Source organism: Roseomonas sp. CCTCC AB2023176, from assembly GCF_042259275.1.
Taxonomy (GTDB): Bacteria; Pseudomonadota; Alphaproteobacteria; order Acetobacterales; family Acetobacteraceae; genus Roseomonas.
Map to the genome: position 1 here is coordinate 2,412,583 of NZ_CP170086.1, position 13,912 is coordinate 2,426,494.

The window sequence follows — 13,912 nt, forward strand, 5'->3', positions numbered from 1 at the left end:
GCTCACGGCAGGGCAGGCTCCGGCGCGCGGTGGTGGGCGCGAAGCCAGTCGGCGAGGACCGCCACGCCGTCCCGCCACGGCCGCGGGGCGCGCAGGCCGAGGTCGCGCGTCGCCGCGCGCGTGTCGGAGACGTAGTAGCGCTGATCGCCGGCGCGCCAGTCGGAGTAGGTCACATCCAACCGGCGGTTCGTCATCTGCCCGATCTGGGCGATGAGTTGGCGCAGCGAGATCGCGTTGGCCGGCCCACCGCCGAGGTTGTAGGCGCGGCCGGACACGGTGCCGATGCGGCGCAGGGCAGCGACGTAGGCCTCCACGGCGTCGGATACGTCGAGGATGTCGCGGACCTGGCAGCCATCACCGTAGATCGTGATCGGCTCGCCCTTCAGGGCGCGGATGAGGAAGTGGGCGACCCAGCCCTGGTCCTCCGTTCCCATCTGGCGCTGGCCATAGATGCAGGACATGCGGAACACCGCGGTCGGCACCCCGAAGGATCGCGCGTAGTCCAGCACATACTGGTCCGCCCCGCCTTTCGAGCAGCCATATGGCGTGTGGAAGTCAAGCGGCCGGTCCTCCGCGACACCGCGGGCGCGCAGGGCTGCATCACGCGGCGCATACGCTTCGCCGTCGAGCTCCAGCGGGACGTTGGCGAGGTCGCCGTAAACCTTGTTGGTACTGGCGAAGATCAGCGGCGCCGGGGTCGACCGGCGACGCAGTGCCTCGAGTAGGTTCAGCGTACCGCGGAGGTTGATGTCGAAATCGTCGCGCGGGTCCACCATGCTCGTCGTCACGGCGACCTGGGCGGCCATGTGAAAGACTGCGGACGCGTCTTGCGCGGCATCCGCGGTGAGGGTGGCGTCCCGCACGTCCGCGATCGTCGCGCTGATCCGGCGGGGGTGTTCGCGGCGGAGCCATTCCAGGTTGGCCTCGACGCCCGGGCGGGACAGGGCGTCGAGGACGTGGACGTCGTGCCCCTCCGACGCCAGCCGGTGGGCAAGGTTGGACCCGATGAAGCCTGCGCCGCCCGTGACGAGGATCGGCTGGCGCCCGGTGACGGCCGGCCCGTCCTTCACGCGACCAGCCCTCGCGCCTCGAGTTCGGTGCGCGCCTTGGACACGCGGTCCTTCGCCTGCTGGCGCCCGACCCAGTCGGCGAGCTCCGCCAAGTCCGCGTGGAAGTCCGTGTGCTCGGCATCGTATCCCAGCACGTCCCGCGCGCAGGTCAGGTCGGGGATGTTGTGGCGCACGTCGCCGACGCGCATCTTCCCGGTGATCTCCGGGGCGATCCCCGGGACGCCCATGGCGGCGGCGAGGGCCGTGGCGACCTGCGTCACCGTGCGGTCCATCCCGGATGCGATGTTGAAGACCTGGCCCGGAGCCTTCGGGTGATCAAGGGCAAGGAGGAAGGCGCGGGCCACGTCCTCCACGTGCACGAAGTCGCGGCGTTGCTCGCCGTCCTCGAAGATCATCGGAGGCTGGCAGTTATGCAGGCGCGCGGCGAAGATCGCGAGCACGCCGGTATAGGGGTTCGAGAGCGCCTGACCCGCGCCATAGACGTTCCAGAGGCGGAGCGCCGTGCCCTCCATGCCGTAGGCGGGCATGAGGGTGAGGGTCATGCGTTCCTGCACGAACTTCGTGATGGCGTAGATGCTCGCGAGGTTCGGACGCTTCCACTCGGGCGTCGGCACGGGGACGAGCGGCCGCCCTTTGGCATCAGGCGGGTCCCAGGGAGCGTCGGGCCGGTTGCGCGGGATGCGGACGACGTCCTCCACGACCGCACCGTCGGCGTCGCGGTACAGGCCTTCGCCGTAGATGGACATGGAGGACGCAACGACGACGCGGCGGACGGGCTTGGCGATCAGCTCCTGGTACAGCACCGCCGTGCCGTGGTCGTTCACGCTGACGTAGTGATCCACGGCGTACATGGACTGGCCGACGCCGACCTCGGCGGCGAGGTGGATCACGGCGTCGGCGCCACGCAACGCGGTGCGGACCGCATCGGCATCACGGATGTCGCCGCGCGACACCTCCACGTCGGCGTCGAGGCCGTCTTCGCCGCGATCGCCGTGCACCTGCTCGATGAACGAATCGAGGATCCGGACGTGGTCACCGCGCGCCAGCAGCGCACGGGAGACGTAGCGGCCGATAAAGCCGGCGCCGCCGGTGATGAGGATCGTCTCGGGCACCGTCGCCCCCCGCGTCGTGACGAACGGGCTGGCGCGATGCCGTCCCGAGCGATCTACTTACCCGCGAGACCGCCATTAGCTGCAGCGTGACAACATCACGACAGCTTGAGCCGAAGCGCACACGGATTCGTGTCGCGAATCACGGCGGCGGACAACGGTTCCCTGCATCTAAGTTCCTTGCGGCGAGTTGATCGTTTGTAGCCGCGCCCCGGCGCGGCCTCGCGGGGAGCAGGACGCATGATGGTTCCGAATCTGATCCACTTCGCGGCGGCGGCCGCGCGATGAGCCGCGAGGCGGTTCGCGTCGGGATCGTCGGCGTCGGGAACTGCGCGTCATCCTTCGTGCAGGGGATCACCTATTACCGCGACGCCTCGGCCAATGAACCGGTACCCGGGCTGATGCATGTCGAGATGGGCGGCTACCACGTCGGCGATGTCGAGATCGCCTCGGCCTTCGACGTGTCGGCCGCCAAGGTGGGACAGGATGTCGCGGACGCGATCCTGGCGCCGCCGAACAACACGCAGATCTTCGCGAAGGCCTCACCGACGGGTGTCCGCGTGCTGCGCGGCCCGACGCTCGACGGAATCGGCCGCTACCTGCGGGATTCGGTCGAGGAGTCCGAGGAGCCAGTTGCCGATGTCGCAACGGTGCTGGAGGAGACGCGGACGGACGTCCTGGTCTCCTACCTCCCCGTCGGCTCACAGCGGGCAACGGAGTTCTACGCGGAGCAGGCGCTTCGCGCCGGCTGCGCCTTCGTCAACTGCATTCCCGTCTTCATCGCGTCCGACGCGGGCTGGCGCCGGCGCTTCGAGGCGCGGGGCGTGCCGATCATTGGCGACGACATCAAGAGCCAGGTCGGCGCGACGATCGTCCACCGCGCCCTCGCCAACCTGTTCCGGGAACGGGGGGTTCGGCTGGACCGGACGTACCAGCTCAACTTCGGCGGCAATTCGGACTTCCTGAACATGCTGGAGCGGGAGCGGCTGGAGTCGAAGAAGATCAGCAAGACGCAGGCAGTGACGAGCCAGTTCGACGTACCGCTGCCTGCCGAGAGCGTCCATGTCGGGCCGAGCGACCACGTGCCCTGGCTGACTGACCGGAAGTGGGCGCATATCCGGCTGGAGGGGACGGCGTTCGGCGGCGTACCGCTGAATGTCGAACTGAAGCTCGAGGTGTGGGATTCGCCGAACTCCGCGGGCATCGTCATCGATGCGGTGCGCTGCGCGAAGATCGCGCGGGACCGCGGGATCGGCGGTGCGCTCGTTGGCCCGTCATCGTACTTCATGAAATCTCCGCCGCAGCAATTCCATGACCACGAGGCGCAGGAGCGTGTGCGACGCTTCGTGGCCGGCGAGGCCTGAGGTGCGGGCTTGGCCACGACCTTCCTCCTCATCCGCCACGCCGCGCATTCGCGCGTGCACGACACGCTGTGCGGCCGTATGCCAGGCGTGACGCTGTCGGAGGAGGGGAGGCGCCAGGCCGAGATGCTCGGCGCACGCGTGCGCGCCGCGGGCGTTGCGGCCGTCCTGTCGTCGCCTGTGCAGCGCGCCGTGGAAACGGCCGGCGCCTTCGGGCTGCCGGTCGCGGTGGATGCGGCCTTCGAGGAGTTCGACTTCGGCGCCTGGATGGGAAGGCGGTTCGACGAGCTTTCCGGTGATCCGGCCTGGCAGGCCTGGAACAGCCGCCGCGGCTCGTCGCGCCCGCCGGGTGGAGAGAGCATGGAGGATGTGCGGCAGCGCGCGATGACGGGGCTGCATCGCCTCCGGGACGAACGGGGTGCTTCGGCGGTGGCGATCGTCAGTCATGGCGACGTGGTGAAGGCCATCCTGCTCGGCCTGCTCGGGATGAGCGACGACGCCCACGACAGGATCGACGTCGCGCCGGCATCGATCAGCCGCGTCGTGATGTGGGATGGGGGTGCCCGCGTGACGGGAATGAACGAGGTTCTGGGGGCATGAGGATCGCGTTCTACGGATCGTCGCTGCTGTCGTCCTACTGGAACGGGGCCGCGACCTATTACCGGGGCATGCTGCGGGACCTCGCGGGCCGCGGCTACCGGGTCACGTTCTATGAGCCGGATGCCTTCGACCGGCAGAAGCACCGGGACATCGAGCCGCCCGACTGGGCGGAGGTGCGCGTATGGCCGGCGACGCCGGACGCGATGAGGGAGGTCGTGGCCGAGGCGGTGCGCGCCGACGTCGTGGTGAAGGCGAGCGGCGTCGGCGTCTTCGACCATGAACTGCTGCAGGGTGTCATGGCCGCGGCGCGGCCCGATGCGACACGCATCTTCTGGGACGTGGACGCGCCGGCGACGCTCGCGGAGATAACGCCGGCGCCGGACCACGCCCTGCGGCGCGTCTTGCCGCAACTCGACTTCGTGCTGACCTATGGCGGCGGACCGCCCGTGGTGGGGGCCTACGAAGACCTGGGCGCACGGCGCTGCGTGCCCGTCTACAACGCGCTGGACCCTACGACCCACCATCCCGTGCCCGCCGATCCGCGCTTCGTGGCGGACCTTTCCTTCCTGGGCAACCGGCTGCCCGACCGCGAGGCGCGGGTGGAGGAGTTCTTCCTGCGGCCCGCCGCGATGCGGCCCGGCCGGTCCTTCCTCATCGGCGGAAACGGGTGGGAGTCCAAGGGCACGCCGGGCAACGTCCGGCATATCGGCCACGTCTCCACGAACGAGCACAACGCGTTCAACACCTCGCCGCTCGCGGTGCTGAACATCGCCCGCGACAGCATGGCGAGCGTCGGCTTCTCGCCGGCGACGCGTGTCTTCGAGGCGGCGGGCGCGGGCGCCTGCCTCATCACCGATGCCTGGGTCGGACTGGAACTCTTCCTGAAAGAAGGCGAGGAGGTACTGGTCGCGCGCGACGGCACGGATGTCGCGCGCCACGTCGAGGCGCTGACGCCGGAACGCGCCCGTGCTATCGGCGACGCCGCCCGCCGGCGCATCCTGGCCGAGCATACCTACGATCGCCGCGGGGCGCAGGTGGACAGGCTGCTGCGCGAGCACGTCGGCGCGAGGGCAGCGGCGTGAGCCCGATGCGCCTCGTCGTGCTCGGTCTCTCGCTCTCCTCCTCCTGGGGGAACGGGCACGCAACGACCTATCGCGCGCTGCTGCGGGCCTTCGCGGCGCGCGGGCATGCAGTGACCTTCCTGGAGCGGGACGTGCCCTGGTATGCGGGAAAGCACCGTGACCTGCCGGATCCCGATTTCTGCCGCCTCGTCCTGTATCCCGACCTCGCGTCGCTGGAGGACTGGCGGGCGGCAATTGCCACGGCGGACGCGGTGATCGTGGGGTCCTACGTACCGGACGGCGTGGCGGTGGGGCGCATGGTCCAGGAAGCGGCGCGCGGGGTCACCGCCTTCTACGACATCGACACGCCGGTGACGCTCGCGAAGCTCGAACGGGGGGATGAGGAATACCTGTCGGTCGACCTGATCCCCGGCTACGACCTCTACCTCTCCTTCACCGGTGGACCGACCCTGGACCGGCTGGAGCGCGAGTATCGCGCGCCCGCGGCGCGAGCGCTCTACTGCTCCGTCGATCCGGACGCCTACCGCCCGATGGATGTGCCGCACCGGTGGGACCTGTCCTACCTCGGGACCTATTCTCCCGACCGCCAACCGACGTTGGAACGACTGCTGATCGAACCGGCACGGCGTGCACCGGACCTGCGCTTCTGCGTCGCAGGGCCGCAATACCCGGCCGACATCGCCTGGCCCCCAAACGTGGACCGCTTCCACCACGTCTCGCCCAACGATCACCCGGAATTCTACGCCTCCTCCCGCTTCGCGCTGAACGTGACACGCTCCGACATGATCCGCGCGGGGCATTCGCCGAGTGTGAGGCTCTTCGAGGCAGGAGCCTGCGCGACTCCGGTGATCTCCGATCGCTGGGCCGGCCTCGCGGATATGTTCGTGCCGGACGAGGGCGAGGCGGCGGGAGAAATCATCCTCGCCGATGAACCGGATCGGGTGCTGCGCGCGTTGCGCGAAACGAGCGAGGAACGGAGGCGGGCGATGGCGGATGCGGCGCGACGACGGGTCCTCTCGGCGCACACCGCCGCCCATCGTGCAGCCGAGCTGGAAGCGCACCTGCTCGACGCGCGGGAGCGCCGGTCCGCCGCCCGGGCCGTCGTGGCGGAGATGGCATCATGAGCCGGCGCCGCGGGCTCACCGCCCTCGTGGCGGGCGGGGCGGGGTTTCTGGGATCGCATCTCTGCGACCTTCTCGCCGCGGATGGCCTCCGCGTCGTCTGCCTCGACAGCATGCAGACGGGGCGGCGCGACAACCTCCGCTCAATGGAGCGTGAGCCGGGCTTCGAGCTGGTCGAGGCCGACATCTCTGAGGACCTGCCGGCGCGCGTGCTCTCGCCGCGGCTGCGTCCCGACCTCGTCTTCAACCTGGCCTGCCCGGCGTCCCCGCCGCACTACCAGGCGGATCCCGAGCACACGATGATGACCTGCATCCTCGGCACCCGCGCCTTGCTGCGCCTGGCCGAGGCGTCGCGCGCCCGCTTCCTCCAGGCCTCGACGAGTGAGGTCTATGGCGACCCGGAGGTCCATCCGCAGCGCGAGGATTACTGGGGACACGTAAATCCCACCGGTCCCCGCGCCTGCTACGATGAAGGCAAGCGTGCCGCGGAGACGCTGTGCTTCGACTACGCGCGGGCCGGTCGCGCCGAGGTCCGGGTGGCCCGCATCTTCAACACCTATGGGCCGCGGATGCGGTCGGATGACGGGCGGGTCGTGTCGAACGTCGTCTCGCAGGCCATCGCGGGCGACGACATCACGGTCTACGGCGACGGCTCGCAGACACGGTCCTTCTGTTATGTCGACGACCTCGTGGACGGGCTTGCGCGGCTGATGCGGTGCGACGCCGACCCGCGCGGTGCCGTCAACCTCGGCAACCCGGTGGAACTGACGGTGGGCGACTTGGTGGAGCGGGTGCTGCGCATGACCCGTTCGCCGTCGCGCGTCGTGCGGCGGCCGCTGCCGGTGGATGACCCGCGGCGCCGCCGGCCGGACATCGCGCGTGCGAAGGCCTTGCTGGGCTGGGCGCCGCGGGTGGATCTCGAGGAAGGGCTGCGACACACCATCGCGTGGTTCGCCGGCGACAGGCCGGTGACGAAGGATGCGGCGCGCGCCGCGCACGGGATCGCCGCGGCCTGATCGTCTACGGCGACGCGGTCAGGTTCCTTCAAGCCCGCGACGCCGCGGATCAGGTGGAGGGGCGCTCCGGCGCGCGGCGTCGCTGTGCGCGGGGCTCCAGCGTCACACCGCGATCGTGGCGGCGCTGATCGAGGCGGGGTCCCTGGCCACCGCCATCGCCGACGCCGCCTTCGAGGCCGCCGGCGCGGAGGTGCCCACGGCGGGCGCGGATGCCGCGATGGCGTTGACACTGCGCGTCGCAGAGGCCACGCGGCGATCCTGGCACGGCGCCGACCCCGGTGCGCTGCCGACCGACCTTCGCGGCCTTCGCGGGCTACTTCCGGATGGCTTGCTGCGCCTCGGCCGCGCGGAAGGCTTCGCGTACTACGCGCTCTATCCCGAAGCCTACCTCGAAGCGGCGCGTGCGCTGCCGGCCACGACGGGGGTGATCGGGATCCGCAGCATTGGCACGACGCTCGGCGCCGTGGTCGCGGCCGGCGCGGGTGCGGCGGCGCCGGTCACGGTCCGCCCGACCGGGCACCCGTTCCGCCGTACCCTGTCCTTGTCGGCGGAGGCACGGCTTCCGGCCTACGGCGACGAGGTCGCGATCGTTGACGAAGGCCCTGGTCTCTCCGGCTCTTCGTTTGGGGCCGTGCTCGACGCGCTGGAAGGCCGCGGCGTGGCCGAGACGCGCATCACCGCCCTGCCGAGCCATCCCGGCGCGCCGGGCCCGCAGGCCGACCCGCGGCACAGGGCGCGCTGGGAACGGCTGCGCCGTATTCCCGCCCCCGACGCGCGGACGCTGCTGGTGGAGTCCGGGCGCCTGCCCGCCTGGGCGGCCGAGCGGCTCGGGCGGGCGGAAGCACCCCTGCAGGACGTGTCGGGCGGCGCCTGGCGAGCGCTGCGCTGGCCGGACGAGGCGGGCTGGCCGCCGGTGCATGCGGGGCAGGAGCGGCTGAAGTTCCTGCATCGGACCCGTGACGCGACCTGGCTGTTGAAGTTCGTCGGCCTCGGCCTGCATGGGGAGGCGCAGGCGGCGCGCGCGGCTTCGCTGGCGCGAGCAGGGTTCTGCCCGGAGGTCGCGGGATTTCTGCACGGCTTCGTCGCGGAACGCTGGCACGGCGACGCGCGCCCGGTTGCCCCGGGGCGCCTCGATCGAGACGGGATCGTCGTGCCCCTGTCGCGCTACCTGGGGTGGCGGGCGCGCCACATGCCCGCGGGGGAGGAGGGAGGCGCCGGGCCAAAGGCCCTGTGGCGCATGGCGCGACACAACGCCGCGCTCGCCTGGGGTGAGGAGGTCGCGGCGCGTCTGGATCGCTGGGAACGGCACCTGCCCGGCTTGGCTCGCCTGTCCCACCCGGTCTGGACCGATGGCCGGCTGCACGCCTGGGAATGGTTGGAGATTCCTGGCGGCCTGCTGAAGTCCGATGCCGTGGATCATGCGGCGGCGCACGACCTGATCGGCTGCCAGGATATTGCCTGGGACGTGGCTGGCGCCGCGGTCGAGTTCGACTTGCCGTCGGAGCAGTCGGAGGCTCTGCGGCGCGGGGTGTCGGACGTGGCGGGGCGAGAGGTTCCGGGCGTGCTGCTCGACTTCCTCCTGCCCTGCTACCTCGCTTTTCAGATGGGACGTGAGGCGATGGCCGCGGAGGCATCGGACGGTGCTGAGGCGGAGCGCTGCCAGGCTGCGGCGGCGCGCTATGCCCACCGACTGCGCCGCGTCCTCCTTGCCTGACCTGCGAAGCCCTGACCTGCAAAGCCCTGACCTGCACGATATTGCAGGTTCCCGGCCGCCGCGTGCTATGGTCCCATGCAATGAGAACCGGGCGGGGCGCGTCCGGATGGGAACGGGGTGGGGGCTTCGATGGATCGGACGATCTCGGTGTCGCGGCGCGGCCTGATGGCCGCGGGGGCGGGGCTGGCGGCCGGCGGGCTGGCAATGCCTGCGATCGCGCAGGGGGCGCCGCTGCGCCTCGGCGTGATGCTGCCTTTCTCCGGGACCTTCGCCGCACTCGGCGAGAACATCCTCGCGGCGATGGAGATGTACATCGCCGAGAAGGGCGGGCGCCTCGGCGGTCGGCAGGTCCAGCTCATCCGCCTGGATGACGAGAGCAACCCGGCGAACGCCGTATCCAACGTGAACCGCCTTGTCGGCCGCGACCGGGCCGAGGCGCTGGTCGGGACCGTGCATTCGGGCGTGGTCATGGCGCTGGTGCAGATCGCGCGGGAGCGGCAGATCCCGCTCGTCATCCCGAACGCCGGCAATGCTTCGGCGACTGGGGAGCTCTGCTCCACCTCGATCTTCCGTTCCTCCTTCTCGAATTGGCAGCCGGCCTATGCGGCGGGGCTGCATCTCGCGAAGTCCGGCGTGAAGCGGGCGGCCTGGATGTCCTGGGACTACGCGGCGGGGAACGAGGCGGGGGCGGGGTTCCGCGATGGGCTGCGGGCCGGCGGGGCGGAACTGGTGCGTTCGCTGCTGCTGCCTTTTCCGGAGACGAATTTCCAGCCGCTGCTGGCGCAGATCCCCGGGCTGAACGTCGAGGCGGTCGGGTCCTTCTACGCCGGCGGCGGCGCCGTGCAGTTCGTGCGCGAATACGCGGCGGCGGGCCTGAAGGATCGGTTTCCGCTCACCGGTTCCGGCTTCCTGACCGAGGGTACGCTGCAAGGGCAGGGCGCGGCGGCCGAGGGCATCAAGACCGCGCTGCATTACGGCGACGGCCTGGACAACCCCAAGAACAACGCCTTCCGGCCCGCCTTCAAGCAGCGGACGGGGCGCGATGCCGACGTCTACGCGGTGCAGGGCTATGACGCCGCGCAGATCCTCGACATCGGCCTGACCGCGACGCGCGGCGACGCGGCGGCGGACCGGGAGATCGCGCGCGCCATCCGGGCCGCCCGCATCGACAGCCCGCGCGGCGCCTTCACTCTCTCGACCAGCCACAACCCCGTGCAGAACATGTACCTGCGGGAAGTCCAGGGCGGTGAGAACAAGGTCGTCGGCATCGCGGCCGAGGCGCTGGCCGACCCGGGCACCGGCTGCCGGATGTCCTGATCCGGCACGCGGCTTGCGGACACAGCGGGGCATAGCGGGGCGGGGCGGCGTGCCGTCGCGCCGCCCGGGGGAGTGACAGCGTTCCGATGAGCCCGCCATGGACCTAGCCGGCCTGCTCGCGCAGGTGCTGAACGGCCTGCAATACGGGCTGCTGCTGTTCCTGATCAGCAGTGGCCTGACGCTGATCTTCGGCGTCATGGGCGTGATCAACCTCGCCCACGGATCGCTGTTCATGATCGGGGCGTACCTGGCCTTCGTGGTGGCGCGGGCAACCGGGGCGCTCTGGATTGCCCTGCCGCTTGCGATCCTCGGCGGCATCGCCTTCGGGGCTTTGCTGGAGACCGCCCTGTTCCGGCGCTTCTACAAGCGGGAGCACCTGGACCAGGTCCTGCTAACCTTCGCGCTCATCCTGTTGTTCGAGGAAGCGCGGTCTTTCCTGATCGGGAACGACTTCCATTCGGTGCCGACGCCGCCGATCCTCGACTTCTCCGTCCCCGTCACGGCCGAGTTCTCCTACTCCGCTTATCGTCTCGCGGTGCTCGTCGTCTGCGTCGTGATCGCTGCCCTGATGTTCCTAGGAATCGAGCGAACGCGCATCGGCTCCGCCGTACGCGCGGCAGCGGAGAAGCCGGAGATGGTGGACCTGCTCGGCCTCGATGCGCGTCGGATCCACATGCTGGTCTTCGCGGTGGGGACGGCGCTGGCGATGCTGGCAGGCGCGCTCGCGGCACCGCTCTATTCCGTCTACCCCAACATGGGGGACGGGTTCCTCATCATCTGCTTCGTCGTCGTGGTCGTCGGAGGGATCGGGTCCGTCGCCGGGGCCTTCTGGGGGGCGTTGCTCATTGGGTTGGTGGATACGCTGTCCAAGGCCTACCTGCCCGCGGCCTCCGGGCTGATGGTCTACCTGCTGATGGCGGCGGTGCTGTTGTGGCGGCCAGCGGGCCTCTTCGCGCGGGGGACCTGACGTGGTCGTCGCTTCCCGTACCGGTCACCTCGTCATGGCGCTCTGCGCCGCGTTGCTGGCCTGCCTGCCCTTTGCGGTGGGGTACTACGAGTTCTCGTTCGGCGCGGCGGAGATCAGCACCTATCACCTGCAACTCGCGTCCAAGGCGCTGGTCTGGGCGATGTTCGCGCTATCGTACCAGCTTCTGGTCGGCGGCGTCGGGCTGGTCAGCCTGGGGCACGCGGCCTTCTTCGGCGTCGGCGCCTACACCGTGTACCTCATGCCCGTAGGGATGTCGGTCCTCCTCACCCTGCCCGTTGCAGCGATACTGGCAGCCGTTGCCGCGGTCCCGATCGGTGCGATGTCGCTGCGGACCCGCGGCTTTTTCTTCCTGATGGTCACGCTTGCGTTCGGGCAGATGGTCTACTTCCTGTTCCACGACACGCCGCTCGGCGGCGGCAAGGACGGCGTTTTCATCACCCGCCCCGCGCTGGAGATCTTCGGCGCGGCGATCGAGGTCCGGCGGCGCGACTGGCCGCGCGTGATGCTCTGGCTCAACCTCGGCCTGCTCGCGACGATCTATGCCGCGCTCGTCGCGTTCATGCGGACGAGCCTCGGTGCCGCGCTGCAGGGCATCCGCGCGAACGAGGAGCGGATGCGGGCGCTGGGCTACGACACGGCGCGGCTGAAATTCGTCGCCTTCGTCCTGGCCTGCGCCCTCGCCGGCGTGTCAGGCCACATGTGGGCGATGAACGAGGCGTTCGTGAACCCGGAGCTGCTCTCCTGGCACCTGACGGCGCAGGCGCTGCTGATGCTTATCCTCGGCGGCATCGGCGCACTGCACGGCCCGATCCTCGGCGCCCTGGCCTATGTCGGGCTGGAGGAGGTCGCGACGATGGTGACGGAGCGGCAGCGCCTCGTGCAGGGCCTGGTCATGCTCGCCGTCGTGCTGCTGCTGCCGAAAGGCTTGGCCAGCCTGCGCTTCCGACTCGCGCGCCGCCGCCCGGCGCCGGTCGTGCGAGAGGCCGCGCCGTGAGCACCGCGCTCGAAACCGCATCCGACACCCGCGGTACTACTCCCGCCGGGGCCGTGCTGGTCGCCGACGGCCTGACGAAGCGCTTCGGCGGGCTGACGGCGGTGCGGGATGTCTCGCTCTCCCTCTCCGTCGGAGAACTGCACGCCGTCATCGGCCCGAATGGCGCGGGGAAGAGCACCCTCGTCAACCTCCTCTCCGGCACGCTGCCGCCGAGCGGCGGGCGACTGATGCTGCGCGGGCGGGACGTGACGGGCTGGCCCTCCCACAGGCTGGCACAGGCCGGGATCGGACGGTCCTTCCAGAAGACGAACGTCCTGCGCGGCATGACGGTGTTCGAGAACGTGCGCCTCTCCGCCGCCGCGCCCGCCTTCGGCCCGGGGCGCTGGCTGCGGCCTGCGGCGCGGGAAACAGCCCCGCGCGTCGCGGCGGAGACGGCGCTGGACCGCGTCGGCCTCTCGGCCCGCGGCATCGCCGGGGAGCTGTCTCACGGCCAGTTGCGCCTGCTGGAGATCGCGATGGCGCTGGCGACGAACCCCACGGTGCTGCTGCTGGACGAACCCCTCGCCGGCATGGGGCCGGAGGAGAGCGAGCGCCTGGCTGCGCTGCTGCGCGAACTCTCCCGCGATCACGCCGTTCTGCTGATCGAGCACGACATGGACGTCGTCTTCGCCGTCGCGGATACGCTGACGGTCATGGTGGACGGCACCGTGCTGGAATGCGGCCCGCCCCCGCAGATCCGCGGCTCCGCCCGCGTTCGGGAAGCCTATCTGGGGCATGACGTATGAGCGAGGCCGCGCTTGCCGCCGCGTCCCGCCCGGCTTCGGGCTCCCGCCCCATCCTGGAGGCACGCGACCTGCGGTCCGGCTACGGTGACGCGCTGATCCTGCGCGGCGTGACCATCGCGGTGCACCCGGGCGAGGCGATCGGCCTGATGGGCCGCAACGGCATGGGCAAGACGACGCTCATCCGCACGCTCATGGGCCAACTCCCCGCGTGGGGTGGCGAGGTGCGGGTGGACGGGGATGACGTCACCCGCGCCCCGACCTTCCGCCGCGCGCGCCGCGGCATCGCCGTGGTGCCGGAGGGACGCGGCGTCTTCGGCTCGTTGACGGTCATCGAGAACCTGAAGCTCGCCGCGCGCCCGGCCGAGGATGGCGCCACTCCCTGGCCGCTCGATCGCGTGCTCTCGATCTTTCCGCGCCTGTCGCAGCGCGCGACGAACCGCGGGGACCAATTGTCGGGTGGCGAGCAGCAAATGCTCTCGATCGGGCGTGCGCTGATGACCTCGCCGCGGCTGCTCATCCTGGACGAGGCGACGGAAGGACTGGCGCCGCTGATCCGCGACGAGATCTGGCGCACCATCCGCACGGTGCGGGAAGCAGGCGTCGCGACGATCGTCGTGGACAAGACCGTCTCCGCCGTCCTCGCCGTCGTGGACAGGGTGGAGATCCTCGTGAAGGGCGGCATCGTCTGGAACGGCACGCCCGAGGCGCTGCGTGCCGATCCCGACCTGATGCACCGCCATCTCGGCGTGTGACGC

The 13,912-nt window shown here is 70.5% G+C and carries 13 protein-coding genes; 11 read left to right on the forward strand and 2 right to left on the reverse strand.

What is annotated here, in order from left to right; translation table 11 throughout:
• Positions 1 to 2: 2 nt before the first annotated feature.
• Both ACE7GA_RS12055 and ACE7GA_RS12060 read right to left on the reverse strand, forming a co-directional pair.
• Positions 3 to 1,070 (reverse strand): NAD-dependent epimerase/dehydratase family protein, encoded by a 1,068-nt coding sequence (locus ACE7GA_RS12055; protein WP_376099687.1) that lies wholly within the window; start codon positions 1,068 to 1,070, stop codon positions 3 to 5.
• Positions 1,067 to 2,182 (reverse strand): NAD-dependent epimerase/dehydratase family protein, encoded by a 1,116-nt coding sequence (locus ACE7GA_RS12060; protein ID WP_376099689.1) that lies wholly within the window; start codon positions 2,180 to 2,182, stop codon positions 1,067 to 1,069. The genes ACE7GA_RS12055 and ACE7GA_RS12060 overlap by 4 nt, the downstream gene beginning before the upstream one ends.
• A gap of 281 nt (positions 2,183 to 2,463) precedes the next feature.
• On the opposite strand from ACE7GA_RS12060, the gene ACE7GA_RS12065 reads away from it, so the two are divergent.
• From ACE7GA_RS12065 to ACE7GA_RS12115, 11 genes are all read left to right on the forward strand, one after another.
• Positions 2,464 to 3,543 (forward strand): inositol-3-phosphate synthase, encoded by a 1,080-nt coding sequence (locus ACE7GA_RS12065; protein WP_376099691.1) that lies wholly within the window; start codon positions 2,464 to 2,466, stop codon positions 3,541 to 3,543.
• Between the two features lie 9 nt (positions 3,544 to 3,552).
• A complete protein-coding gene (locus tag ACE7GA_RS12070; protein ID WP_376099693.1) occupies positions 3,553 to 4,140 on the forward strand; it encodes a histidine phosphatase family protein in 588 nt (195 codons plus the stop codon).
• Complete coding sequence (locus tag ACE7GA_RS12075) at positions 4,137 to 5,222, forward strand: glycosyltransferase (protein ID WP_376099695.1); 1,086 nt, start codon at positions 4,137 to 4,139, stop codon at positions 5,220 to 5,222. The genes ACE7GA_RS12070 and ACE7GA_RS12075 overlap by 4 nt, the downstream gene beginning before the upstream one ends.
• A gap of 5 nt (positions 5,223 to 5,227) precedes the next feature.
• Entirely contained in the window at positions 5,228 to 6,346 is a 1,119-nt protein-coding gene (locus ACE7GA_RS12080; RefSeq protein ID WP_376100243.1) for a glycosyltransferase, read from the forward strand.
• On the forward strand, positions 6,343 to 7,359 hold the full coding sequence (locus ACE7GA_RS12085) for a UDP-glucuronic acid decarboxylase family protein (protein WP_376099697.1): 1,017 nt from the start codon (positions 6,343 to 6,345) through the stop codon (positions 7,357 to 7,359). The genes ACE7GA_RS12080 and ACE7GA_RS12085 overlap by 4 nt, the downstream gene beginning before the upstream one ends.
• A 115-nt stretch (positions 7,360 to 7,474) precedes the next feature.
• Positions 7,475 to 9,073 carry a hypothetical protein gene (locus tag ACE7GA_RS12090; protein WP_376099699.1) on the forward strand — a complete coding sequence of 533 codons (1,599 nt, stop codon included), beginning with the start codon at positions 7,475 to 7,477 and terminating at the stop codon, positions 9,071 to 9,073.
• A 129-nt stretch (positions 9,074 to 9,202) separates the two neighbouring features.
• Positions 9,203 to 10,390 (forward strand): ABC transporter substrate-binding protein, encoded by a 1,188-nt coding sequence (locus ACE7GA_RS12095; RefSeq protein WP_376099701.1) that lies wholly within the window; start codon positions 9,203 to 9,205, stop codon positions 10,388 to 10,390.
• Between the two features lie 97 nt (positions 10,391 to 10,487).
• Positions 10,488 to 11,357, forward strand: coding sequence for a branched-chain amino acid ABC transporter permease (locus tag ACE7GA_RS12100; protein WP_376099703.1), 870 nt, complete (start codon positions 10,488 to 10,490; stop codon positions 11,355 to 11,357).
• A gap of 1 nt (position 11,358) precedes the next feature.
• Positions 11,359 to 12,372 carry a branched-chain amino acid ABC transporter permease gene (locus ACE7GA_RS12105; protein ID WP_376099705.1) on the forward strand — a complete coding sequence of 338 codons (1,014 nt, stop codon included), beginning with the start codon at positions 11,359 to 11,361 and terminating at the stop codon, positions 12,370 to 12,372.
• Positions 12,369 to 13,157: an ABC transporter ATP-binding protein gene (locus tag ACE7GA_RS12110; protein WP_376099707.1), complete on the forward strand. Its 789-nt coding sequence runs from the start codon at positions 12,369 to 12,371 to the stop codon at positions 13,155 to 13,157. Before ACE7GA_RS12105 ends, ACE7GA_RS12110 begins: the two co-directional genes overlap by 4 nt.
• The gene (locus ACE7GA_RS12115; protein ID WP_376099709.1) at positions 13,154 to 13,909 is read left to right on the forward strand and encodes an ABC transporter ATP-binding protein; all 756 of its coding nucleotides are present in this window, start codon (positions 13,154 to 13,156) and stop codon (positions 13,907 to 13,909) included. Before ACE7GA_RS12110 ends, ACE7GA_RS12115 begins: the two co-directional genes overlap by 4 nt.
• The last annotated feature ends 3 nt before the right edge of the window (positions 13,910 to 13,912 follow it).